We start from the raw sequence: 23716 nt of genomic DNA, 5'->3' as shown, positions 1-23716 counted from the left end.
CTCGCGTATGGGCAAAAAAGGTAGTCTTCGCGAGTTTCAGGCGCACCTCGCGGCGCGGCTGGCCGGTGCGAGTAATCAGAGTGCTGCCGGCTTGCTTGGAGTGCAGTCGGGAACTGATTATTGGCTCCTCGACCTTTCCGATTCGGGCGAAATTATTCCGTTGACCACGCTTACCGGCGTACCGCTGACAAAACCTTGGTTCTCCGGGATCGCGAACATTCGCGGCAACCTGTATTCGGTTGTCGACTTTTCCGCATTCCAAGGTAAAGACGCGACACCGCAAAACGCCAGTTCACGGCTTCTGCTGATCGGCACCCGCTACGGAAATAACTCCGCCTTGTTGGTTACGCGAATGCTTGGCCTGCGCAACGTCGACGATCTTGCGCCGGCTGCCGAGGATCCTAACGCGCCGCTTTGGGCGCAGCAGGCCTATACGGATCACGAAGGACGTCGGTGGAAGAAGCTCGATGTTCGAGAGCTTCTGGCTGATGATTATTTTATGGACATTGGCGTTTAGGCCAGTGTTTTAACAACGAACCTGACAACAGTATCTCTAGAAGCCGCAACCGGAGAAGCACTATGGCGTTCGATCTGAAAATGCCCGCGTTTTTGTCTCGAAAGAAGAAGGGCGCAGGGGAAAACACAGCATCTGCACAGACCATCTTGGAAGGTGTGCCGCAGGCGCCAAAAAAGAAGATCAAGTTGCGCCTTGCTTTTCTCGAAAAATACCCGATCGTCAAACAGTTGCAGATGCTCGGTGCTGCCCTGCTGGTCGTCATGGCCGGAGTGGCAGGTGTTGTTTTCCGGGATAACCAGGTTTCGTCATACAACACGGCATACCTTGCGACCGCCGGCGAAATGCAGATGCTTTCGCAGCGGCTTGCGAAAGCCGCCAGCTTCGCGGTGCAGGGTGACCAGTGGGCTTTGATCCAGCTGCTTGACTCGCACAGCAAATTCTCCAGTGATCTCGACCGGCTAACGAATGGCGGCGCACTCCTCGTCGATCTTACGGTGCCCCCGTCGCCAGAAAATGTTCAGCCCCAACTACAGGCGCTGGGGAAAGTCTGGGAGACGACCAACAAGAACACCACCCAACTGCTCTCTCGCCAAAAGGGCCTGGTACTCCTTGGTATGCGGGCTTTCACGATCAGTTCGTACAACGCTCCGTTGCTCGACCTTTCGGAACAGGTCGCGGCGCTCAAATTACAGACGAGTTCTGGTGCGCGGGAAATCGCGGCGGCGAGCCAGCTTGTGATGTTAACGCAGCGGATCGCCAAGAACGCGTCGGAACTGCGCGTGAATAATGACATCGACCCGGAAATCGCTTTCCAGCTCGGCAAGGACACGCACACATTCAATGAGCTTGTTTCCGGGCTCTCGAAGGGCAGCGAAGCTTTGCGCCTGTCGCCGACGACCGACCCAGAAACCAGAAAGAAACTCGGCGAACTCGAAGAAGCGTTCAAGGATTACCAAAGCGCTATCGGCGACATTCTGGCCAACATGCAGGACTTGGTAATTGCCAAGCAGGCAGGTACCCAGATCTTCCGGAACAGTGAAGCACTGCTCGATGCGACGGATTCGCTCGGGAAGGCATACGAGACAAACCTGACCAACCGGGCGCTGTACCGCGTTGCGCTGACCGTTCTCGTGGTGCTGGCGTTGGCTATCTTGGCTTTGATGGCAAAGATCTATCTCGACGACACGCGCCATCAAGCCGAAGTGAGCGAGGAGAGTCGTCGCGCAACGGAAGCGGTGAACCGCCAGAACCAGGACGCCATTCTGCGACTGATGAACGAACTTGGCGACTTGGCCGACGGCGACTTAACCGTCACGGCGACCGTGTCGGAAGACATCACAGGCGCTATCGCGGACTCGATTAACTACACAGTTGAGGAACTTCGTGTTCTCGTAGGTCGTATCAACGACGCGGCCGGTCGTGTGACCAGCGCTACAGAGATTGCTCAGCAGACCTCTGCGGAACTCCTTGATGCGGCGCGTAGGCAATCGGAAGAAATTCAGGACGTCGGCCACTCCGTTCTTACTATGGCAAGTTCCATGGCACGCGTTTCCAACGACGCCGACCAGTCCGCGGAAGTTGCGCGCCAGTCGCTGACGGCTGCCGGAAAAGGTACGCAGGCTGTGCAGGACTCCATCAAGGGTATGAACGAGATTCGCGAGCAGATTCAGGAGACGTCGAAACGTATCAAGCGCCTCGGCGAGTCCTCGCAGGAGATCGGTGAAATCGTGGAACTGATTTCCGACATTACCGAGCAGACCAACGTGCTGGCGCTTAACGCGGCTATCCAGGCGGCGTCGGCCGGTGAAGCGGGCCGCGGTTTTACGGTCGTTGCCGAGGAAGTGCAGCGCCTTGCCGAACGTTCCGGTGAGGCGACAAAGCAAATTGCTGCCATCGTGAAGACGATTCAAACCGATACGCAAGGTGCGGTATCGGCCATGGAAGAATCGACGCGAGGCGTGGTGGAAGGAGCCAAACTGTCCGACGCGGCCGGCCAAGCACTATCCGAGATCGGCGACGTTTCGCGCAACCTTGCGGAACTGATCGAAAACATTTCCGACGCCACCCGCCAACAAGCCGATTCCGCGACAGGGGTCGCTGGCAAGATGCAGGACATCTTGCGAGTCACAGAACTGACGACGGCGGGTACGCAGAAAACGGCCTCGGCAGTTGGCGAATTGGCAAACCTTGCAACAGAACTGAAGGGCTCGGTTGCCGGCTTCAAGGTGAGCTGACCGTAGCGTAAAACCGGAGACAGTCACTACATGAGCGCCGCGACGGAATTTGATGTCGGCCCGCTGACATGGGTCAAGAGCGAGATTGAACTTGCACTGGAGCGGGCTGGCCAGGCATTGCAGCAGTACGCCGCAAGCGCGACCGGCGGGGCCGGGGATCTTACACAGATCAAGTTTAGCCGCACACATCTGCACCAAGTTCACGGTGCTCTGACGATTGTCAGTCTCGACGGCGTGACGCAGTTTGCCGAGGCTGTCGAGCAAATGCTCGAGTCGATCGAGCAACAGGAACTGCCGGCGAAACCCGAATTCATTGTGTTGGCGCAACGGGCGTTGGCGGCTATCGGACATTATCTCGACGAGCTCGTCTCCGGTCAGCCGAATCAACCGCTCCGTCTTTTGTCCCTGTATCGGGAAGTTCAAGCGGCTCGCGGATTCCAGAATGTTCCTGCCACCGACCTTTTCTATCCCGACTTAAGCGCCCGGCCTCCACGTAGGGACCAAGCGGCGAAAGGCCGGCCGAATGTCGACTTTTCAAAGCTAGTGCGTCAGGAACGTGCGCGTTTCCAACGGGGTTTCCTTGCTTGGCTGCGCTCGCCGCAGGATCGTTCGGGCATCAAGGAGATGCTTGACGCAGTCAAGCGGGTCGAATCTCTCCAGGAAGCCGGGTCTGCTCGCGCATTCTGGTGGGTGGCGACCGGGCTGCTTTCGGCGCTGGTGGAAGGGACCCTTCCTGCTGAAAAGAATGTCAAGCAATTGTGCGCGCGCATCGATCTCCAGATGCGACGGCTTCTGGAGGGGTCGAAGAACGTTGCCGAACGCCTGATGCGCGACGCCTTGTATTACGTGGCCAGTGCCGACAGCGACAACAAGACGGTGTCGCAAGTCAAAGAAGCCTACCACCTGCAGGCCGCCATCCCGACAACGGAAACGATTGCTCCTCCGCCTGAAGAGGCCGTCCGCCGCAAACTTCGCGACATCATTTCCACAACGGAAGAAGCTTGGAACAAATTTTGCGCGGGAACGGTGCAGTCCCTGCCATTGTTCAAGGAAAACGCAACGGCCTTGAGTGCCGTCGCAGAACAACTCGGCCACACTGATTTTCGCCGATTGGCGCAAGCGATTGCGGCAGCGGCAACGTGGCTTGCGGAAGATGCGGCGCGTCATTCCGAGGCGCTGGCCATGGAAATCGCGACCGCGATTCTGCTGACTCAGAACGCTCAAGCGAACTTTCAGCGTTTAGGCAGCGACTTCGCGCACCAAGTAGATGTAACGGTTGCCCGTATTCACGGGTGCATCGCTGGTGCTCCGCCGCAGCCGGGTTCGGAGATTCCGCTGCTCGACGAGATGTCGAGACAGGCCCAGGAAAAGCTATTGATCGCGCAGGTAGCGAAGGAGATCCAGACCAACCTGGCGCAAATCGAACAGGTCCTCGACGGTTTCTTCCGCGATGCCGACAAGCGCGGGGACTTGGCGGGGCTGGAGGCTCCACTGCGGCAGATCATCGGAGCGCTGGCGATGATGCGCCACGATTCGGCGGTCGACAGCTTGCGGCAGTGCTCTGAAGATATCAGGCGTTTTACCGACCCTGCGTATGAACCCCTCGAGGAAGATTTTGAACGGGTCGCGAACCAGTTGTCTGTGGTCGGTTTCTTCGTCGAATCCCTCCAGCACGGAGCAGATGATTTCGATACCTTCGTCAAACGGATGCAGTCGGGGGGGGCAGCAGACGATTTTTTGGAACCGGAGGAGACCGTCACCGAGGTGACGGTCGAGCAGGAGGTTGAACAGCAAAAGCGAGAGACACACGCGCTGTTGGGAGCTTTCAAGGAGCAGCCCGACGATTCCGGCTTGCGCGAGGAAGTAAAACAAAATCTTGTCTCCCTGAAGAACGACGCCGAACTGGTGGCAGATAAGGTGCTCGGCGAAGAAACCAAGGCGATGCTCACCGCTTTGGAAACTGGCGCGGACGCCTCACCTCAGATCGAGCGCGTGATGGCGACGCTGAAGCCCGAAGCGCCAGAACCGCCCAAGCCGTCTGCGGAGACGATCCAATTATCGCAGGCGAGCAACGAGGAAATCGACGCGGAGTTGCTGGAGATCTTCCTTGAAGAAGCGAAAGAGGTTCTGGGGACCATCAACGACAACCAGCGGCTGCTTCGCGATCAGCCGCACAACGTAGAGGTTTTAACGACAATCCGACGTTCATTCCATACGCTAAAAGGTAGTGGGCGCATGGTGGGCCTCAAGGATGTCGGAGAGGCGGCGTGGGCGGTCGAACAGACATTGAATCTCTGGCTGCGCCAGGAGCTTGCGGTTGGCGCCCCCTTGTTGGCTTTGATCGAACAGGCCTATGGCGTGTTCTCCGCTTGGGTCCGGTACCTTGAAACCCAGACGGGTCGCGCCCCTGATCCAGGCGCAATGATCGGACTTGCCGAGTCATTGCGGCGCGCGGATGAGGATCTCCCGAAAGACGAACAACTCGCATCGCCGTCCGCTGCCGTTGCGCCCGAATCGTTAAGTGTCGATGCGATCGCTCCTGTGGCTACAGAGGAGCAGCCGTCACTTGAACCCTCGGTGGAAGAACTGACAATCTCCGACGTGCCGGCCGAAGCACCGGTTATCGAAGAATTGTCGATGCCCGAACTGCAGTCGTTTGACGAGGCAGACAATGAAGACGTAGCGCTGACCGCTACAGAGCTGGGAGTAGTCACGCCAGCCTCCGATTTTGAGTCAGCGCAGAGTGCAGAAATCATCTCGCTAGACTTCCCCGCACGAGAGCCGTCGGCAGAGATGGATGGAGGCCAAGAAATCATCGAAGTGGCGGATCTTGCCACGAGCGTTCCGTCGGTGGCGAGTGAGCCAGCCGCCGACCATGTTAAGCCTGCGCCGTTCCAAGCCGAATTGGCGCCCGCCAACGAAAGTCAGCAACGGATCACGATCTCGCCGGTCCTGTACGAGATTTTCTCGGAAGAGGCGGGTACGCATCTGGCGACCTTGCAGCGCGAATTGCCGATCCTTGAACGCGACGAATTTGCCCCAACGCCGCATGATATGTATCGCGCGGCTCATACGTTGGCTGGCATCTCCGCCACGGTCGGAATAAACGCGGTCAACCAGGTTGGCCTTGCTCTCGAGCATGCGTTGCTGCGGCGGGACAAGTCGGCGCAGCCGGGCAGTCTGGAAGCACTTGGTGTAATACGGCTGGCCGTCGGTGAAGTCGAATTGATGCTGTCCGCGCTTGCGGCTCAGCGCGAACCCGAAATTCGGCCTGGATTGATCGATGCACTGGATGCTCTTTACCCTCTAGGCGTGGCGGATCTTTCGCGGCCTGAAACCGAAGAGCATGCTGCTCCTGCCGAATCGGTGCCGCACGAGGTGGGTGGCGCCGAGGTGGAAACGAAAGGAACGGAGTCGGTTCAGGCGGTTCCTGCTCCTGCGGAAGGCCAAGTTCGCCATGTGCGCGACGAGATCGACGAGCAATTGCTGCCGATCTTCTTGGAAGAGGCCGTCGAACTCAACCAAGGCATTACGACGCAGTTGCGTGCTTTGCGAAGCGCTCCGGGGAGCCCTGAGGCCATACGCATGCTCGCTCGTCTGTTGCACACCTTGAAGGGTAGTGCGCGCATGGCGGGCGCGATGAACCTCGGCGAAATCACCCACTCGATCGAGACACGGGTTGAACAAGCCAGCCGTGCGGGCGCGATAACGGAAGATCTAGTCGACGAACTGGATAACGCGTTCGACGCCGTGCTTCAGATCATCGAGCGCCTGCAGCGTGGTGAATCGCTAGATCAAATTCCACAACCAGTACCAGTCGTCGAAAAAGCAACAGTCCCGGCTGCGCAGCAGGAAAAGGGCGCGGAGATTCAAGCGCAAACCGGTTTGCTCGAGGCCAAGCCCACGCCAGCAGTTGAGGTTCCGTCTCCGGTTGTGATTGAGCGTCGTTCAGATCACGACCGACGCCACGAAGACCGGATCCGCGTTGGCCAGGGTGAGGCGGAGAGCGAAAGCGTCGCGCAAAGAGCTGTCCTTCGTGTGCGCGCCGACCTCATCGACCGGTTGGTCAACGAGGCCGGGGAATTGTCGATCGCTCGTGCGCGTATCGAAGGCGAAATGCGGAGCTTGAAGGAGTCATTGCTCGACCTGACGGAAAACGTGATTCGTTTGCGTCGCCAGTTGCGTGACATCGAAATCCAGGCCGAGTCGCAGATGCAGTCGCGGACGGCTCAAGCTGACGAGCACCACGCGGGCTTTGATCCTCTGGAGTTCGATCGCTTCACGCGTTTCCAGGAACTCACGCGCATGATGGCCGAGTCGGTGAACGACGTCGCCACGGTGCAGCAGAACCTTCTCAAGAATCTCGATGAAGCGAACGCGGCCATTATTGCCCAGGCACGACTGAACCGGGAAGTTCAGCAAGAGCTAATGGCCGTACGCATGGTTCCGTTCAACAGCTTGGCGGATCGCCTCTACCGCGTCGTTCGGCAAACGGCGAAGGAACTCAATAAGCGTGCGAATCTTGAAATCGCCGGCGGCCAAGTCGAGCTGGACCGTAGCGTTCTCGACAAGATCGGTGCGCCGCTGGAGCACATGTTGCGCAATGCCGTCGCTCACGGCCTCGAGTCGCGTGACGTTCGCGTCGCCGCTGGGAAACCGGCCATCGGTGAAATTGATTTGTCGCTGCAGCAGGAAGGCAACGAAATCATCCTGAGCCTTTCCGACGATGGCGCGGGCCTGGACTTCGAACGTATTCGTGCTCGTGCCGTCAGCCTCGGTTTGCTCGGCGCTCAAGAGGAGGCGGATACCGCGCGGCTGGCGGAATTCATCTTTGCCCCAGGCTTCTCGACAGCAGCCGAGGTCTCGCAGATCGCGGGACGCGGTATCGGTATGGATGTGGTCAAGAGCGAGGTGACGAGCCTCGGCGGGCGGATTGAAATTGCCTCCACTCCGGGCGAGGGCACGGAATTCCGCTTGTTCATTCCGCTGACGCTGGCGGTGACCAAGGCACTGCTTGTGCGGGCGGGAAGCAAACGCTACGCGATTCCATCCGTGATGATCGAGCAGGTGCTCGATCTGAAGGAGGCCTCATTGGCGCGTATCCGAGATGCGGGAACGGCGGAATGGATGGGGCATCACTACCCGTTCAGCTACCTGCCGCATCTCCTCGGCGAAACGCAGGCGCTTCCCGAGCAACACCGGCAATACTGGACGCTGCTCGTACGTAGCGGCTCCCGGCGGATTTCGATTCAGGTCGACGAGTTGTTGGGTAACCAGGAAATCGTGGTCAAGAACATCGGACCCCAACTCGCTCGCGTCATCGGCGTCGATGGAGCGACGGTGCTCGGCGATGGACAGGTCGTTCTGATTCTGAACCCGATTGCGCTCAGCACACGGACGCCGGTTGCAGCGTTCGCGGCGCCAGTGCCGACGGCTGTGAAGCCGGTCGTGGAGGAAAGTGAAGCCGAGTCGGCAACGCTGCCGACCGTTATGGTGGTGGACGATTCGCTCACCGTGCGCAAGATCACCGGTAGATTGCTGGCCCGCGAGGGTTATCACGTGCTGGTCGCGAAGGACGGCGTCGAGGCTCTGGAGCAGTTGATGGACGTGGTGCCAGACGTCATGCTCGTCGATATCGAGATGCCGCGTATGGACGGTTTCGACCTAACGCGTAACATTAGGGCGGACGCGCGGTTGAGAGGCATCCCGATCATCATGATTACGTCGCGTACGGCCGATAAGCACCGCGCCTATGCCTTCGAAATCGGGGTCAACCACTATCTGGGCAAGCCGTACCAGGAAGAAGAGCTGTTGAACCTGGTCGGCGAATACGTGGCTCAGAAACGCGGCCTGGTTACTGCGTAGCGCTGCAGCGTTTGCTGGCGGGCCTCGGCGTGATCAACGATCGGCGCCGGGGTCGTGGTGCCGATCACAACGCCGCATTGCTGCTGCTCGCTGCGACTCATTCGCCATGGTGCGTGGATATACCGGTCAGGTACCGTGGCGAGTTCTGGCAAGTAATTCCGGATGAAGTCTCCGCTCGGGTCGAAACGTTCCGACTGGGTCACCGGGTTGAAAATCCGGAAGTAAGGCTGCGCATCACATCCGGTTGACGCGACCCACTGCCACCCGCCATTGTTGGCGGCCAAGTCGAAGTCATTGAGGTGGTGAGCAAAATAAGCCTCTCCGTGGCGCCAATCGATGCCCAGGTCCTTCACGAGAAAAGATGCAGTAACCATACGCAGCCGATTATGCATATAGCCGGTCATGTTCAACTGGCGCATTCCCGCGTCGACAAACGGATAGCCCGTTCGCCCTTCGCACCAGGCGGCAAAGAGTTCGTCGGCGTGTCTCCCCGATTCCCACTCGAGCGCGTCGTACTCAGGACGAAAGGCACGGGTAACGACGTGAGGAAATTGATCAAGAATCATGAAATAGAACTCGCGCCAGATCAGTTCGGCAAGCCACGTGGCTGGTCCCTCAACCCCCGAGAGTGCCCCCTTCTCTATGGCAAAAGCTACCAGCCGGCGAATTGAGACGGTCCCAAAGCGTAGGTGAACGGAAAGCTTGGAGACACCCGGATGATCTGGGAAATCGCGCTCAACGGCGTAGCGGTCCATGCGGCTCATGAAGCGCTCAAAACATTCCCGGCCGCCGGACATCCCCGGTACGATTTCGAGTTGGCTTAGGTCGATTGTTCGAAAACCGAGGGTAGCGAGGGAAGGAATGTCATTCGCATCCTCCGGGCAACCCAACGTGCTGGAGAAGTTGCCCCTTTGCTCGCGGTGCAGATGCAGTTGATCTTCTGCCCCTTCCCGGAGCCGATTGAGCCACGCGTTGCGATAGGGAGTGAAGACCGTGTAAGGCTTCGCGCCTTTCGTTAGTACCTCGACGCCGTCGAAAACTACCTGGTCCTTGAAGGCCTCGAACGCGATCCCGGCCTGGGCCAGCGTGTTGGAAACCGATGCGTCACGCGCCTTGGCGTCCGGTTCATAGTCACGATTGGCGAAGACGGCCGCTACGCCAAGTTCCTGAACAAGACGAGGCACTTCGTGTACCGCGCGGCCATGCCTGACAATGAGTCCGCCGCCGCGCTTTCGCAGCGCCCTATCCAATTCGAGCAGCGAGCCGTGGATAAACGCTACGCGGCGGTCAGTCTTGCTAGGCAGTTGATCGAGGATGTCCCGGTCGAAAACGAAAGCGCAGAATACGCGGCGGGCCCGCCGGCATGCTTCCGAGAGGGCAAGGTTGTCGACATCGCGCAGATCGCGCCGGAACCAGACGAGGGCCGAATCAAGCTGCATTAACTTTGTGTCACCTGGCATCGACGATTAAAATAGGAGTATGGGGCAAAGCACGAGCGTCAATCTCACGGATCACTTCCTTATCGCGATGCCGGCGATGGAGGACCCGTATTTTTCCAAATCGCTGATTTATATCGCTGAGCACAACGATCAAGGGGCGCTCGGGATCATTGTAAATCGGCCGATCGATATGGACCTCGGTACGCTTCTTGAGAAGATCGATGTTCAACTCGAGTCATCGGACTTGGCACGGCAACCGGTGCTTTTCGGCGGTCCGGTACAAACGGATCGTGGTTTCGTGTTGCACCGCCCGGTGGGCGAGTGGCAATCGACTCTGGCGGTGAATGAGGACGTTGGCCTGACGACTTCCAAAGACGTTTTGCAGGCCGTCGCCCGCGTCGGAAGACCGCGCGAATTGATGGTCACTCTCGGCTATTCGGGCTGGGGCGCTGGGCAGCTTGAGCAGGAGCTCGCAAAAAACGCCTGGCTCACGGTTCCCGCAGATCAGAGCATTCTGTTCGATCTCCCTTACGAAGACCGCCTTCCCAAGGCTATGGAAATCCTCGGCGTCGATATCACGAATCTCGCCGATAACGCCGGACATGCCTGAGCTAGACACTCTTCGCGACGGCTCGGTTCTGGCGTTCGACTTTGGCGAAAAACGCATCGGCGTCGCAGTAGGGGAGTGGCCACTGGCGCATTCGCATCCACTTACCACCCTGCGTGGCGAAAGCAATGCAGAGCGTTTCGGTGTCATTGCTTCGCTCATCGCCGAGTGGCACCCCGTCTTTCTTGTCGTGGGACTGCCGGTCGCACTCGACGGCTCCGAGCACGCGATGACGGCGCGTTGTCGCCGTTTTGGCAACCAATTGCGGGGTCGTTTCGGTTTGCCAGTGCACTTTGCCGAGGAGCGCCTGAGTTCCGTCGAAGCGGAAGAGCGCTCGCGTGCGGCCGGACATAACGCCAAAAGCGCGAAATCTCATATTGACGCGCTTGCCGCACAAATCATCCTGCAATGCCATTTTGAAAAAATTTCCAAAGACTCGGGAGTTCGAAACGCTCATGCCTCTCACTAATCTTCCTGACGCCGAGGCGCAGTGCGCGCAGTTGGCGGAACTCATTCGGCCGCACCTGAAACCGAATACCACTCTTGTTGGAATCCACAGCGGCGGAGCCTGGATCGCCCGACGCCTGAATCAGTTGCTCGGTCTACCTGGCGAGGTCGGGCTCATCGACGTGTCGTTCTATCGCGACGATTTCGGTGAGCGCGGGCTCCATCCGCAGGTCAAGCCGACGTCGATTCCATTCGACGTGGAGGGCCGCTCACTGATCCTGGTCGACGACGTTTTGTACACGGGCCGTACGACGCGAGCCGCAATCAATGAACTGTTCGACTATGGGCGACCAGCGAGCATCAAGCTTGCCGTGCTGGCCGATCGCGGAGGCCGCGAGTTGCCGATCTACGCCGAATTCTGCGCGTGGAACGTCGAGCTTGACGCGAGCGAAGAACTCGTCCTTGAAGCCTCTCCATCAGGACTTCTCCAGTGGAGGCGCGTCGAACATGCGTAATCCTCAACTGAATGCCAATGGCGAATTGACTCACCTTCTCTCGATCGAAGGGTTGCCTCGCGAGGTGCTTTTGCACATTCTCGACACGGCTTCGAGCTTCCTTGAAGTCTCGGACCGCGATGTCAAGAAGGTGCCGCTTCTACGGGGCAAGAGCGTCTTCAATCTCTTCTTCGAAAATTCCACACGGACCCGCACAACCTTTGAAATTGCTGCAAAGCGCCTCTCCGCCGACGTTATCAATCTCGATGTCGGGCGCTCTTCGACGGCAAAAGGCGAAACGTTGCTCGATACCATCGACAACCTCGTCGCAATGCATGCCGACATGTTTGTCGTTCGGCACGCGTCGTCGGGGGCTCCGTACCTGATCGCCGACCATTTACATCGGGTCGGGCGGGACGATGTGCACGTGGTGAACGCCGGTGATGGCCGGCATGCACACCCGACGCAGGGCCTCCTCGACATGTACACGATCCGTCACTACAAGAAGGATTATTCGCGTCTGACTGTGGCCATCGTCGGCGACATCCTCCACTCTCGCGTGGCGCGCTCTGATATCGACGCTCTGCGCACTCTAGGCGCCGCTGAGATCCGTGCCGTGGGTCCGCAAACGCTATTGCCCACGGAGATCGGCGGCATGGGTGTGCGCGTTTTTCATGACCTTCGCGAAGGCGTTCGTGACTGCGATGTCGTGATCATGCTTCGTTTGCAGAACGAGCGCATGAGCGGAGCGTTGTTGCCGTCAGCGCGCGAGTACTTCAAATGCTATGGGCTCACACCCGAGGTTCTCACGCTCGCCAAGCCGGACGCCATTGTGATGCACCCGGGGCCGATGAATCGCGGTGTTGAGATCGACTCCGAGGTGGCCGATGGTCCGCAAGCCGTGATTCTGCCTCAGGTGACGTTCGGCATAGCGGTCCGTATGGCGGTCATGAGCATTCTGGCGGGGAACTGAGCGATGCAAAAGGAAAACAATCGTATGCGGACCGAGATCCGAAATGCGCACGTTATTGATCCGAAGAACGGCGTGGATGAGAAAGTTTCACTGTTCCTTGCTGAGGGGCGAGTTGTCGGCGTTGGTCCGGTTCCTGGCGGTTTTACGGCAGACACCGTCATTGATGCCCATGGGCTCATTGCTTGCCCGGGCTTGGTTGATCTGTCCACACGCCTGCCTGGACTGGAGTCCGAGCTCACCGCGGCTGTCGCCGGCGGCGTTACCGCCGTGGCTTGCCCCCCCGATACCAACCCACCGCTGGACGAGCCGGGGCTGGTGGAGCGACTGGTGCGGCGCAGTGAAGCGCTCGGTCTAGCCCGCGTCTATCCGATTGGCGCACTGACGCAGGAGCTTGCAGGCGAAAAACTTGCCGAGATGGCCAGTCTCACGTCGGCTGGCTGTATCGCCTTTTCGCAGGCCCAATACCCGATCTTCGACACGCAGGTGTTGCTGCGCGCCATGGAGTATGCGGCAACTTTCGGTTACGCGATTCGTTTGCAGCCGCAAGACCATTATCTGGCACGGGATGGTGTCGCTCACGACGGCGAGGTAGCCTCGCGGCTCGGTCTCGCGGCGATTCCTGTGTGTGCGGAGACGGTGGCCATCGCGACGGCCTTGCAACTCGCGCGGCAGACGGGTGTGCGCCTTCATTTGGCACGGATCTCGTCGGCGGCCGGAGTCGCGCTCGTGCGTGAGGCAAAAGCCAGCGGGCTGCAGGTGAGTTGCGACGTCACAGTCCATCACTTGCACCTTTCCGAGCACGATATTGGCTACTTCGACAGTGGCGCCCGTTTCGATCCACCCTTGCGGTCGGTCAATGATCGCGACGCACTACGCGCCGCAGCGGCGGACGGAACGGCGATCATCTGTTCGGATCACACGCCTGTTGACGAGGACGGTAAGCAGTTGCCTTTCGCGGCAGCAATGCCTGGTGCGACGGCGCTCGAACTCCTGCTGCCGCTCGTCCTCAAATGGGCGCGTGAAGACCAACTGCCGCTGGCGGCCGCACTTGCCCGTGTGACTTGCGATGCGGCCTCAGCGCTTGGGGTCGACCGGGGCGCACTCGGGGTCGGTTCTCCTGCGGACATCTGCCTGTTTGATCCAGAAGAGAATTGGGTATTGGCAGCGAAAAATTTGGTCAGTTGCGGCAAGAACTCTCCGTTCATAGGCCAAGAGATGACCGGGCGCGCTCAGATGACCCTCATTGAAGGTCGTGTCGTGTTCGACCGTAAAGGCGGTCTCGGCGGATAGCTGCCGACTGAGCAAGGCAATTCTGCGCAGTGATGTCGCCGGGACGAAACGGCTTTGGGTAGCTAACCGGCGAGCAGGCGCTGCGCCGCATCATGAGGGGGATTGTCGACCTCAACCACCTTCTGTCGAGAACTTTGGCCGCTTTTCAACGCTACGGCGGATTTCGGGAGGCCGAGTCGTTTGGCTATAAAGGCAAGCAGGGCAGCATTCGCTTTTCCGTCAACCGGGGGGGCCGCCAGTCTGATTTTGAGCGATTCGCCGTGGATTCCGGCGATTTCGGTTTTCTTTGCTCCCGGTTGCACGTGTAACGTCAGTGTTGCCCGCCCATTGGCAAGGCGGAGCCAAGTCGGACCCACCGCCACTAGAGGAAGATCAGGATCAGCTGCGCGAGCAGAATGGCAACCAACGGTGAAAGATCGATATTCGCGATCGGTGGCACGACGCGTCGGATAGGCCTGAGAAATGGGTGAGTGATCTGGGCGACCGGCTGTCCAAGCGGCGAATAAGGATTAACCCACGAGAGAACGGCTTGCAGAATGAGCGCACCGATCAGCAAATAAATGCTCATGCGCAGGGTGGCGATGACGCCGCCCCAAAGAACAATCATTGCCATCTGCTGCGCTGGTATGACGACGATCGTGCCTCGGGCGGCGAGGAGAGCGACCAACAACGCTACCTGAAGAAGATAGGCCGGTAGCAGGCTCGCCAAATCCAGGCCGAGAACGCCGGGCAACACCCGGCGTAGCGGTTTGACGAGCCAGTTGGTCAGTTGGACGACGAACGCACCGACCTGATTCGCAAACGAGACGCGAAACGCCTGCATGTAGAAACGCAGGAGGAGGGCGAACGTCAGGAAGCCGACGACGGCGTTGAGCAGAAACAGACCTGCCTCGATCAGCATTTCAGTCCTTGCCCAACATCTCGCCGAGCTCTCCTCCCCGCGCGTTCGCGGCGAACGCGCCGGCTATGATGCCTTCCTTGACGCCCCGCTCGATCATCGTCCGTATGGCGGCTTCCGTCGTCCCCCCCTTTGACGTCACGCGTTCGCGCAATGTGCTGGCCGCTTCGTCGGACTGTGCGGCCAAGCGGGCCGCGCCGAGCGTCGTTTCGATCGAAAGCTGGCGTGCTTGTTTCTGAGTGAAACCGAGATCGATGGCGGCTTGCTGCAGGGCTTCGATAAAGAGGAAAACGTAAGCCGGCCCGCTACCTGAAATGGCGGTTACCGCATCGATCTGCGATTCTTCGTTAACCCATAGCGTGCTGCCTACCGCCTGCAGTACTCGCTCGGCTCCCAACCGCTCTGCCTCCGAAACACCGGGCGAGGCAAACATGCCGGTCACCCCCGCGCCGATCAACGACGGCGTATTCGGCATGGTGCGCACCAGTCGGTCATATCCGCCGAGCCAGCGCGATAAGTCGGCCAAACGCAACCCTGCGGCGATACTGATTACAAGCTGTTCCTTGAGGTATTTCTGCAGCGGCGCGCAAGCGGCGCGCATCTGCTGCGGCTTGACGGCGAGCAGGATCGCGTCGCAGTTCAGCGCTTCGGCTTCCGGCTCCGAATAACAACGAACGCCGTAGCTCTTTTCCATGCGAGCTCGACCTTCTTCGCTGATCTCGATCACGGCAATCGAGCTTGGAGGAAAGCCGTGGTTGAGCAAGCCGCCAATGAGGGCATTTGCCATGTTGCCGCCACCGATAAACGTGATTTTCATAATCCGCTTCTCTCACCAAATATTGCAGTGCCTACGCGCACCACTGTTGCGCCTTCGGCGATCGCCGCTTCAAGGTCGTCGCTCATTCCCATCGACAGCGTGTCCAACGGGTACCCGTCGCTTTGCAATTTTTCGTAGGCATCCCGTAAGGCGCGGAAAGCGCGACGTTGTTCGGCGACATCTTCGCTCGGCGCGGGGATCGCCATCAACCCGCGCAAATTGATCCTCGGCAGATTTGCTACGCCTCGGGCAAGTTCTGCCAACTGTGCCAGGCTGACTCCGCTTTTCGTTTCTTCCCCGCTTACGTTGACCTGGATGCAGACCTGCAATGGTGCAAGTTCAGCCGGACGTTGGGCCGATAATCGTTCGGCAATCTTCAAACGGTCTATCGAATGAACCCAGTCGAATGTTTCCGCGATCGGGCGCGTCTTGTTTCCCTGGAGGGGCCCGATGAAGTGCCATTCCAGGTTCAACAATTTCAGTTCCTGCGTTTTGCCGACACCTTCCTGTACATAGTTCTCGCCGAACCGCCTTTGCCCGGCAGCGGCCGCCTCCCTTATCCGTGTCGCCGGCCAGGTTTTGCTTACCGCGAGCAAGGCAACCTCATCGGGGAGGCGCCCCGCCGCGCGCGCGGCCGTTTCGATACGAGAGAGAACGGCTTGCAGCTTAGCAGAAATTGTTGTCATAATCAGTCGTTGCTCTGGGACCAAAAAGTATAGCACCGAGCCCGAATACCGCTGAGGACGGAACGCAATGGACATCACTGAACTGTTGGCCTTTAGTGTCAAAAACAAGGCATCTGACCTGCATCTTTCGTCAGGTCTGCCGCCGATGATCCGCGTTCACGGCGATGTGCGCAGAATCAATCTTCCGTCAATGGAACACCGCGATGTGCACGCCATGGTGTACGACATCATGAACGACGCGCAACGCAAGACGTACGAAGAAACCCTCGAGTGCGACTTTTCGTTCGAAATACCGAATCTTGCCCGCTTCCGCGTCAATGCCTTCATTCAAAACCGCGGTGCCGGCGCCGTGTTCCGGACGATTCCATCGAAGGTCCTGTCACTCGAAGATCTGGGTTGTCCGAAAATCTTCAAGGATATTTCCGAGTATCCGCGTGGAATTGTGCTCGTCACCGGGCCGACAGGCTCCGGCAAGTCGACGACGTTGGCGGCGATGATCAACCACATCAACGAAAACGAGCACGCCCACATCTTGACCGTCGAGGACCCGATCGAGTTCGTGCATGAGTCGAAGAAATGTCTGATCAACCAGCGTGAAGTCGGCCCGCATACGTTGTCGTTCGCCAATGCCCTGCGCTCGGCGTTGCGTGAGGACCCGGACGTGATCCTCGTCGGCGAAATGCGCGACCTCGAAACCATCCGGCTCGCATTGACCGGTGCGGAAACGGGTCACTTGGTTTTCGGAACATTGCACACGTCGAGCGCGGCGAAAACGATCGACCGTGTCGTCGACGTCTTCCCCGCGGCCGAAAAAGAAATGGTGAGGTCGATGCTTTCGGAATCGCTACGCGCCGTTATTTCGCAGACGCTATTGAAGACGAAGGATGGTTCCGGCCGCGTTGCAGCGCACGAGATCATGATCGGCACGCCGGCCATCCGCAATCTGATCCGTGAAAACAAAGTGGCGCAGATGTACTCAGCCATCCAGACCGGTGCGCAGCTCGGAATGCAGACGCTCGATCAGAGCCTGCTCGAACTCGTTCGGCGTAACATCGTATCGGCGGCCGAGGCGCGCGCCCGCGCCGCCAACAAGGACAACTTCCCGGGGGCGTAAGCCGCCGCCAGCATAGCGGGTATAGCGAGGCAAATTATGGAACGCGATCAGGCTCTCAAGTTCATGCACGATCTTTTGCGCCTGATGTCGCAAAAGAACGGCTCCGACCTCTTTATCACCGCCGGCTTCCCTCCGGCGATCAAGGTCGACGGCCGCGTGATGCCGGTTTCCAATCAGGTACTGACTTCCCAACATACGGCGGAACTGGCGCGTTCGATCATGAACGATCGCCAGGCGGCGGAGTTTGAAGCATCGAAGGAATGTAACTTCGCGATCTCGCCCTCGGGTATCGGGCGCTTTCGGGTCAACGCGCTGATGCAGCAGGGGCGTGTCGCCGTTGTCTGCCGGACGATCAACATGTCCATCCCGACCATCGACGAACTGGGGCTGCCGACGGTACTCAAGGACATCGCGATGACCAAGCGCGGCTTAGTGATCTTCGTCGGTGGGACAGGTACCGGCAAGACCACCTCGCTCGCGGCGCTCGTCGACTATCGCAACCAGAACAGCCAAGGCCATATCATTACCGTCGAGGATCCGATCGAGTTTGTTCACGAGCATAAAGGCTGCATCGTCACGCAGCGCGAAGTCGGTGTCGATACGGACTCATGGGAGTCGGCGCTGAAGAACACATTGCGGCAAGCGCCGGACGTTATCCTGATGGGCGAAATCCGCGATCGGGAAACAATGGACCATGCCATCGCCTTTGCGGAAACCGGACACCTGTGCCTGGCGACGCTGCATGCCAACAGTACCAACCAGGCGATCGACCGTATCATCAACTTCTTCCCGGAAGAGCGGCGGCACCAGTTGCTGATGGACCTCTCGCTCAACTTGCGCGCGCTCATTTCGCAACGCCTGTTGCCCAAGAAGGACAGCAAAGGGCGTGTGGCGGCGATCGAGATCATGCTCAACTCGCCGCTGATTTCGGACCTCATCTTCAAGGGTGAGGTGCACGAGATCAAGGAAATCATGAAGAAGTCGCGCGAACTGGGCATGCAGACCTTCGACCAGGCCTTGTTCGACCATTACGAGGCCGGGCGCATTACCTATGAGGACGCCCTGCGCAACGCCGATTCCCTTAACGACTTGCGCCTGCAGATCAAGCTGCACGGTAAAGAATCGAAGGACCGCGACCTCAACTCGGGCATCGGCCACCTCGAAGTCGTGTAGCTCTGCCCTTCCTGCGCCCTGCCGAAGAAACATTTCGGCGGGAGTCTTTTCTTCCTCTCGGCGCAGTCGCCCTGCGGTGGCGTAGTGCCCCGCCCTCTTTCTCCGACCGACATGGCTCACAGGAGCTGTCGTACGCTCTCCCTAGTCTGGTCAAGCCACCCGGCCAATACCTCTTGTTCGTGAGAGTCGTTCTTATTTCGCATTGCGAAATATTGTTTCGCAATGCGCGAAAATAGTTGCTAGAATTGGCGATTCCAGGGAGGTCTGCTGTTCTTCTCCAGGGAGCCGGCAGCCCGCACAGCACCCGTGCGGAGCGGCGGGTTGCCATCAATAACCACGAAGCGGAGAGAATATGTTCGAAGTACGTATTCATGGCCGTGGAGGCCAAGGAGTGGTAACGGCGGCGGAGATGTTGTCGATCGCCGCCTTCGAAGAAGAGCACCATGCTCAAGCGTTTCCGAGTTTCGGATCCGAGCGTACAGGTGCCCCGGTGGTTGCGTTTTGTCGTATCGACGAGAAGGAAATCCGGCTGCGCGAGCCGATCATGGAGCCGGATGCCGTGATCGTTCAAGACCCGACGCTGCTCTATCAGATCGACGTTTTTGCCGGCCTGAAAAAGAACGGGTTCATCCTGATCAATACCAAGAGCACCTTTGAAGAATTGGGTTTGACGGACTACGTCCGCGATTGGCCTGCCGATCGCCTGTGCACGTTGGCAGCGACGGATCTCGGGCTCAAGCACGTCGGCCGTCCGATGCCCAACGTTCCGCTGCTCGCCGGCTTTGCCGCGCTGTCAGGGAAGATCAAGCTCGAGTCGGTGTGCGACGCCATCAAGGTGAAGTTTTCCGGCAAGGTCGCGCAAGGCAACGTCGCCGGCGCTACCGAAGCTTTCGAAATGGTCCGGGCGTGGGTGGAAAACGCCCGCAAGGAGGTCGCTCATGCTTAAGCAAATCGAAGGCTCCCACGCCGTTGCCGAAGCCGTCGCACTTTGCCGCCCCGAGGTGATTTGCGCCTATCCGATTTCGCCGCAGACACATATCGTCGAAGGGGTCGGCGAGATGGTCAAGTCGGGGGAACTGGAAGACTGCGAATTCATCAACGTCGAATCCGAGTTCGCCGCCATGAGCGTGGCGATCGGTTCATCAGCGGCCGGTGCTCGTACCTACACGGCCACCGCGTCGCAGGGACTGCTGTTCATGGTCGAGGCTGTGTACAACGCCTCCGGTCTGGGACTGCCGATCGTCATGACGGTGGCCAACCGAGCAATTGGTGCGCCGATCAACATCTGGAACGACCACTCCGATTCAATTTCGCAACGTGACAGCGGCTGGATCCAGCTCTTTGCCGAGACCAACCAGGAAGCGCTCGACCTGCATATCCAGGCATTCAAGCTTGCCGAAGAGTTGAGCCACCCGGTGATGGTCTGCATGGACGGCTTCATCCTCACGCATGCCTACGAGCGTGTCGATATGCCGACCCAGGCGCAAGTAGACGCTTTCCTGCCGCCATACGAGCCGCGTCAGGTACTCGACCCGGCTGAGCCGGTTTCGATTGGCGCCATGGTCGGACCGGAAGCGTTCGCCGAAGTGCGCTACCTCGAACACGAGAAGCAGATGCGGGCGCTTGAATTGATCCCCGCGATCGCCAAGGAGTTCAAGGCCGGTTTCGGGCGCGATTCCGGCGGATTGGTGCGCGGCTACTGCATGGAAGATGCGGAAACCGTGATCGTCGCCATGGGCTCCTTGCTCGGTACGATCAAGGACACCGTCGACGCCATGCGCGCCGCCGGCGCCAAGATCGGTGTCCTCGGCATCGTTTCTTTCCGCCCGTTCCCGCTCGACGCGGTGCGTGCTGCGCTCATGGGCGCCAAGCGCGTCGTGGTCGTCGAGAAGACCTTTGCCGTCGGTATTGGCGGCATCCTGGCCACCGACATCCGTACGGCCATGGACGGCATCAAGATCCTCGACTACACGGTGGTGGCAGGGCTCGGTGGACGGCCGATCACCAAGAAGTCGTTGCATGAACTGTTCGAGAAGGCGCTGCGTGACGATCTGCCCGCACTCACCTTCCTCGATCTCGACTGGGACATCGTGAACAAGCAGCTGGAACGGGAGCGCAAGAAGCGCCGCTCCGGTCCGGCCGCTGAAAACATCCTGCGCGACGTGGGCAGCCATGTTGCCCAACACAGTTGAGGACGACATCATGAGCTTTCAACCTGTCAAGTTTTACCAGACCGGCACCTTTACTGTCGGCAATCGCCTGCTCGAGCCCGATCAGCGCAGTGTGCAGGCCAACATGGAGCGTACCAACTCACTCAATTCCGGCCACCGTGCGTGTCAGGGATGCGGGGAAGCACTCGGCGCGCGTTACGCCATCGATGCGGCGATGCACGCCACCAACAAGCAACTGATCGCCGCCAACGCGACCGGTTGTCTGGAAGTATTCTCGACACCGTATCCGGAGACGTCGTGGCAGATCCCGTGGATTCACTCGCTGTTCGGTAACGCGGCGGCGGTTGCCACCGGTATCGCCGCGGCGATGAAGGTCAAGCGCAAGAAGGGGCTGGTCGGCGACGTGCGCGTCGTGGCGCAGGGTGGTGACGGCGGCACGACCGATATCGGTTTCGGCTGCCTTTCCGGGATGTTCGAGCGCAATGACGACGTGCTCTACATCTGCTATGACAATGGCGGTTACATGAACACGGGGGTCCAGCGCAGTTCGGCCACGCCGCCCGCTGCCCGCACAGCGACCACGATGCCTGTGGGTCCGGAACCAGGAAACCCGTTCGGCCAAGGCAAGTTCGTGCCGGCGATTGCTATGGCGCACGAAATCCCGTACGTCGCCACGGCAACGGTCGCCGATTTGCGCGACCTTGAACACAAGGTGAAGAAGGCGATGACCTTCCGCGGCGCCCGCTACATCCATATCCTTGTGCCATGTCCGCTCGGCTGGGGAGCTGCCTCACGCGACACGATGAAACTGTCGCGCCTGGCGAAGGAAACCGGCTTGTTCCCGGTGTTCGAAGCGCAGTACGGCGAAATCACCAATTCGACGAAGATTCGCCGCCTGTTGCCCGTCGAGGAATATCTGCGACCGCAGAAGCGTTACGCCCACCTGTTCGGCAAGACGCCCGCTGTGGAAACCATCGCCCGTCTGCAGGCGTTGGCGGATAAGAACATTCGTAGATATGCGCTGCTCGACAAGGAGGCGAACTGATGAACAAGCCGTTTGCAATAACCCTTAATCCCGGCTCGTCGCTTGCCAACCGCACCGGTTCCTGGCGGACCGAGCGCCCGGTCTACGTCGATCGCTTGCCGCCCTGCAACAACCAGTGTCCGGCCGGCGAGGACATTCAGGGCTGGCTCTTCCACGCCGAATCGGGCAACTACGAAAAGGCGTGGCAGCACCTGACCAAGGACAACCCGTTCCCGGCGATCATGGGGCGGGTGTGTTACCACACCTGCGAAGGGGCGTGTAACCGGGCCAAGCTCGACGAAGCCGTGGGCATCAATTCCGTCGAGCGCTTCCTCGGCGACGAGGCGATCAAGCGTGGCTGGAAGCTGGTCGTTCCGACGGCCGAGACCGGAAAGCACATCCTGATCGTCGGCGCCGGCCCGTCGGGTATGTCGGCGGCTTACCATCTGCGCCGCCTGGGACACCGAGTCACCGTGTACGAAGCGGGTCCGATGCTCGGCGGCATGATGCGCTTCGGGATACCGAAGTACCGGCTGCCACGCGACGTGCTCGACGCCGAAATGCAACGGGTCATCGACCTGGGTGTCGAGGTGAAGCTGAATGCCAAGGTCGACAACATCCTCGAAACGATGCAGACCGGGAAGTTCGACGCCGCCTTCCTCGCCGTCGGCGCTCATATCGGCAAGCGGGCAACGATTCCGGCGGGAGCTGTCTCGAAGATCGTCGACGCCGTTTCGGTGCTGCGCAGCATGGAGCACGAAGACAAGCCGATGCTCGGCCGCCGTGTGGTCGTCTATGGCGGCGGCAATACCGCGATCGACGTGGCGCGAACCGCCAAGCGGATGGGCGCCGAACCGATCATCGTCTATCGCCGCACCCGCGACAAAATGCCGGCGCATGACTTCGAGGTCGAGGAGGCGCTGCAGGAAGGCGTCATGATCAAGTGGTTGTCGACGATCAAGCACGCCGGCGATTCGAGTATTACCGTCGAGAAGATGGAACTCGATGCCAACGGCTTTCCGCAGCCGACCGGCGAGTTCGAAACGCTGGAAGCCGACTCGGTGGTCCTAGCGCTCGGGCAAGACGTGGACCTTGGCTTGCTCAATGGTGTCCCGGGACTCGAAGTCACCGATGGTGTGGTCAAGGTCGATGCCAACATGATGACCGGCCATGCCGGCATTTTTGCCGGCGGCGACATGGTGCCGACCGAGCGCAACATCACGGTTGCGGTCGGGCACGGCAAGAAGGCGGCTCGCCATATCGACGCCTGGTTGAAGGGCGAGAAATACGAAGCGCCGGCCAAGCATCAACTGGCGACCTTCGAACGCCTCAACACCTGGTACTACTCGGACGCACCGAAAACCGTGCGCCCGATGCTCGATGTGATCCGCCGCCAGTCGACCTTCGAGGAAGTGCAAGGCGGCCTCGATGAAACGAACGCGCTGTTCGAAGCCCGCCGTTGCCTGTCGTGCGGCAACTGCTTTGAGTGCGACAACTGCTACGGCGTATGTCCCGACAACGCGGTGATCAAGCTGGGGCCCGGAAAACGCTTCGAGTTCAACTATGACTACTGCAAGGGCTGCGGCCTTTGTGTGGCCGAGTGTCCGTGTGGAGCAATCAACATGGAGCCGGAGAACATCTGACGGTCGTAGGTCGCTGAATTACCAAACGGGGCGGTTAATCCGCCCCGTTTTTTTTGTCCGGATTTCTGAAGCCTTCACTCCAATTCCCTGCAGCGAGGGTTGTCCCCGGGACTTGATTTATTTTTTGAAAAGCCGTTTCATTATCCGCAAAAGTGTGGTTAAAATGATTCCGGCACGGCATTACGTTGTTCCGTAATGGCACTAAGTACGGAAAGCGCGCCGGATCAGCAAAACAATAATGTGCGGAGAGGATGGGTCAAGCGTCCCAATAATCGGCCTTTGGGCTTCGAGTCGGTCGTGTAGCGACCGGGCGTAGCTGACGAC

General features: G+C 59.4%; 19 protein-coding genes. 14 read left to right on the top strand and 5 right to left on the bottom strand.

Annotated elements, in window-relative coordinates; translation table 11 throughout:
* Positions 1-7: 7 nt before the first annotated feature.
* From NZ453_RS00900 to NZ453_RS00890, 3 genes are all read left to right on the top strand, one after another.
* On the top strand, positions 8-517 hold the full coding sequence (locus tag NZ453_RS00900) for a chemotaxis protein CheW (protein WP_263768385.1): 510 nt from the start codon (positions 8-10) through the stop codon (positions 515-517).
* A 62-nt stretch (positions 518-579) separates the two neighbouring features.
* Positions 580-2751, top strand: a complete 2172-nt coding sequence (locus NZ453_RS00895; protein ID WP_263768384.1) for a methyl-accepting chemotaxis protein — start codon at positions 580-582, stop codon at positions 2749-2751.
* Positions 2752-2781: 30 nt separating this feature from the next.
* Positions 2782-8616, top strand: coding sequence for a hybrid sensor histidine kinase/response regulator (locus tag NZ453_RS00890; protein WP_263768383.1), 5835 nt, complete (start codon positions 2782-2784; stop codon positions 8614-8616).
* Here the strand turns inward: NZ453_RS00890 and NZ453_RS00885 are convergent.
* A complete protein-coding gene (locus tag NZ453_RS00885; protein WP_263768382.1) occupies positions 8589-10055 on the bottom strand; it encodes a cryptochrome/photolyase family protein in 1467 nt (488 codons plus the stop codon). The genes NZ453_RS00890 and NZ453_RS00885 overlap by 28 nt on opposite strands.
* A gap of 40 nt (positions 10056-10095) precedes the next feature.
* On the opposite strand from NZ453_RS00885, the gene NZ453_RS00880 reads away from it, so the two are divergent.
* Genes NZ453_RS00880 through NZ453_RS00860 form a run of 5 tightly spaced genes read left to right on the top strand, consistent with a single transcriptional unit; the run spans position 10096 to position 13866 of the window.
* Entirely contained in the window at positions 10096-10665 is a 570-nt protein-coding gene (locus tag NZ453_RS00880) for a YqgE/AlgH family protein (RefSeq protein ID WP_263768381.1), read from the top strand.
* Positions 10658-11131, top strand: a complete 474-nt coding sequence (ruvX, locus tag NZ453_RS00875; RefSeq protein WP_263768380.1) for a Holliday junction resolvase RuvX — start codon at positions 10658-10660, stop codon at positions 11129-11131. The genes NZ453_RS00880 and ruvX overlap by 8 nt, the downstream gene beginning before the upstream one ends.
* Positions 11118-11624 (top strand): bifunctional pyr operon transcriptional regulator/uracil phosphoribosyltransferase PyrR, encoded by a 507-nt coding sequence (gene pyrR / locus NZ453_RS00870; protein ID WP_263768379.1) that lies wholly within the window; start codon positions 11118-11120, stop codon positions 11622-11624. The genes ruvX and pyrR overlap by 14 nt, the downstream gene beginning before the upstream one ends.
* Complete coding sequence (locus NZ453_RS00865) at positions 11617-12576, top strand: aspartate carbamoyltransferase catalytic subunit (RefSeq protein ID WP_263768378.1); 960 nt, start codon at positions 11617-11619, stop codon at positions 12574-12576. The genes pyrR and NZ453_RS00865 overlap by 8 nt, the downstream gene beginning before the upstream one ends.
* Before the next feature lie 24 nt (positions 12577-12600).
* A complete protein-coding gene (locus tag NZ453_RS00860; RefSeq protein ID WP_263768377.1) occupies positions 12601-13866 on the top strand; it encodes a dihydroorotase in 1266 nt (421 codons plus the stop codon).
* A 62-nt stretch (positions 13867-13928) separates the two neighbouring features.
* Here the strand turns inward: NZ453_RS00860 and NZ453_RS00855 are convergent, their stop codons facing one another.
* From NZ453_RS00855 to NZ453_RS00840, 4 genes are read right to left on the bottom strand one after another with little or no spacing between them, the layout of a single operon-like run.
* Complete coding sequence (locus NZ453_RS00855; protein ID WP_263768376.1) at positions 13929-14222, bottom strand: DUF167 domain-containing protein; 294 nt, start codon at positions 14220-14222, stop codon at positions 13929-13931.
* A 5-nt stretch (positions 14223-14227) separates the two neighbouring features.
* A complete protein-coding gene (locus NZ453_RS00850) occupies positions 14228-14767 on the bottom strand; it encodes a YggT family protein (RefSeq protein WP_263768375.1) in 540 nt (179 codons plus the stop codon).
* Between the two features lies 1 nt (position 14768).
* On the bottom strand, positions 14769-15581 hold the full coding sequence (gene proC, locus NZ453_RS00845) for a pyrroline-5-carboxylate reductase (protein ID WP_263768374.1): 813 nt from the start codon (positions 15579-15581) through the stop codon (positions 14769-14771).
* Positions 15578-16267, bottom strand: coding sequence for a YggS family pyridoxal phosphate-dependent enzyme (locus NZ453_RS00840; protein WP_263768630.1), 690 nt, complete (start codon positions 16265-16267; stop codon positions 15578-15580). Before NZ453_RS00840 ends, proC begins: the two co-directional genes overlap by 4 nt.
* Before the next feature lie 67 nt (positions 16268-16334).
* Here NZ453_RS00840 and NZ453_RS00835 point away from each other — a divergent pair, with 67 nt between their 5' ends.
* The 6 genes from NZ453_RS00835 (at position 16335) to NZ453_RS00810 (ending at position 23392) form a co-directional block, all read left to right on the top strand.
* Complete coding sequence (locus tag NZ453_RS00835; RefSeq protein WP_263768373.1) at positions 16335-17381, top strand: type IV pilus twitching motility protein PilT; 1047 nt, start codon at positions 16335-16337, stop codon at positions 17379-17381.
* 36 nt (positions 17382-17417) lie between these two features.
* Positions 17418-18554 carry a PilT/PilU family type 4a pilus ATPase gene (locus NZ453_RS00830; RefSeq protein WP_263768372.1) on the top strand — a complete coding sequence of 379 codons (1137 nt, stop codon included), beginning with the start codon at positions 17418-17420 and terminating at the stop codon, positions 18552-18554.
* A gap of 352 nt (positions 18555-18906) precedes the next feature.
* A complete protein-coding gene (locus NZ453_RS00825) occupies positions 18907-19500 on the top strand; it encodes a 2-oxoacid:acceptor oxidoreductase family protein (protein ID WP_263768370.1) in 594 nt (197 codons plus the stop codon).
* Positions 19493-20746: a pyruvate ferredoxin oxidoreductase gene (gene porA, locus NZ453_RS00820; protein ID WP_263768369.1), complete on the top strand. Its 1254-nt coding sequence runs from the start codon at positions 19493-19495 to the stop codon at positions 20744-20746. Before NZ453_RS00825 ends, porA begins: the two co-directional genes overlap by 8 nt.
* A gap of 10 nt (positions 20747-20756) precedes the next feature.
* Positions 20757-21770: a thiamine pyrophosphate-dependent enzyme gene (locus tag NZ453_RS00815; protein ID WP_263768368.1), complete on the top strand. Its 1014-nt coding sequence runs from the start codon at positions 20757-20759 to the stop codon at positions 21768-21770.
* Positions 21770-23392: an NAD(P)-binding protein gene (locus tag NZ453_RS00810; RefSeq protein ID WP_263768367.1), complete on the top strand. Its 1623-nt coding sequence runs from the start codon at positions 21770-21772 to the stop codon at positions 23390-23392. Before NZ453_RS00815 ends, NZ453_RS00810 begins: the two co-directional genes overlap by 1 nt.
* Positions 23393-23716: the final 324 nt, after the last annotated feature.

This window comes from Propionivibrio soli (genome assembly GCF_025770765.1).
GTDB lineage: Bacteria > Pseudomonadota > Gammaproteobacteria > Burkholderiales > Rhodocyclaceae > Propionivibrio > Propionivibrio soli.
The sequence above is the reverse complement of the archived record's forward strand: the minus strand, read 5'-3'. Positions and strand labels throughout refer to the sequence as shown.

Excerpts from the sequence above, each read along its gene's own strand:
- NZ453_RS00850 (WP_263768375.1), bottom strand. The coding sequence starts at position 14,767 with ATGCTGATCGAGGCAGGTCTGTTTCTGCTCAACGCCGTCGTCGGCTTC.
- pyrR (WP_263768379.1), top strand. The coding sequence starts at position 11,118 with ATGCCTCTCACTAATCTTCCTGACGCCGAGGCGCAGTGCGCGCAGTTG.
- NZ453_RS00825 (WP_263768370.1), top strand. The coding sequence starts at position 18,907 with ATGTTCGAAGTACGTATTCATGGCCGTGGAGGCCAAGGAGTGGTAACG.
- proC (WP_263768374.1), bottom strand. The coding sequence starts at position 15,581 with ATGAAAATCACGTTTATCGGTGGCGGCAACATGGCAAATGCCCTCATT.
- porA (WP_263768369.1), top strand. The coding sequence starts at position 19,493 with ATGCTTAAGCAAATCGAAGGCTCCCACGCCGTTGCCGAAGCCGTCGCA.
- NZ453_RS00885 (WP_263768382.1), bottom strand. The coding sequence starts at position 10,055 with ATGCAGCTTGATTCGGCCCTCGTCTGGTTCCGGCGCGATCTGCGCGAT.
- ruvX (WP_263768380.1), top strand. The coding sequence starts at position 10,658 with ATGCCTGAGCTAGACACTCTTCGCGACGGCTCGGTTCTGGCGTTCGAC.
- NZ453_RS00900 (WP_263768385.1), top strand. The coding sequence starts at position 8 with ATGGGCAAAAAAGGTAGTCTTCGCGAGTTTCAGGCGCACCTCGCGGCG.
- NZ453_RS00865 (WP_263768378.1), top strand. The coding sequence starts at position 11,617 with ATGCGTAATCCTCAACTGAATGCCAATGGCGAATTGACTCACCTTCTC.
- NZ453_RS00895 (WP_263768384.1), top strand. The coding sequence starts at position 580 with ATGGCGTTCGATCTGAAAATGCCCGCGTTTTTGTCTCGAAAGAAGAAG.
- NZ453_RS00860 (WP_263768377.1), top strand. The coding sequence starts at position 12,601 with ATGCGGACCGAGATCCGAAATGCGCACGTTATTGATCCGAAGAACGGC.
- NZ453_RS00835 (WP_263768373.1), top strand. The coding sequence starts at position 16,335 with ATGGACATCACTGAACTGTTGGCCTTTAGTGTCAAAAACAAGGCATCT.
- NZ453_RS00815 (WP_263768368.1), top strand. The coding sequence starts at position 20,757 with ATGAGCTTTCAACCTGTCAAGTTTTACCAGACCGGCACCTTTACTGTC.
- NZ453_RS00890 (WP_263768383.1), top strand. The coding sequence starts at position 2,782 with ATGAGCGCCGCGACGGAATTTGATGTCGGCCCGCTGACATGGGTCAAG.
- NZ453_RS00810 (WP_263768367.1), top strand. The coding sequence starts at position 21,770 with ATGAACAAGCCGTTTGCAATAACCCTTAATCCCGGCTCGTCGCTTGCC.
- NZ453_RS00840 (WP_263768630.1), bottom strand. The coding sequence starts at position 16,267 with ATGACAACAATTTCTGCTAAGCTGCAAGCCGTTCTCTCTCGTATCGAA.
- NZ453_RS00880 (WP_263768381.1), top strand. The coding sequence starts at position 10,096 with ATGGGGCAAAGCACGAGCGTCAATCTCACGGATCACTTCCTTATCGCG.
- NZ453_RS00830 (WP_263768372.1), top strand. The coding sequence starts at position 17,418 with ATGGAACGCGATCAGGCTCTCAAGTTCATGCACGATCTTTTGCGCCTG.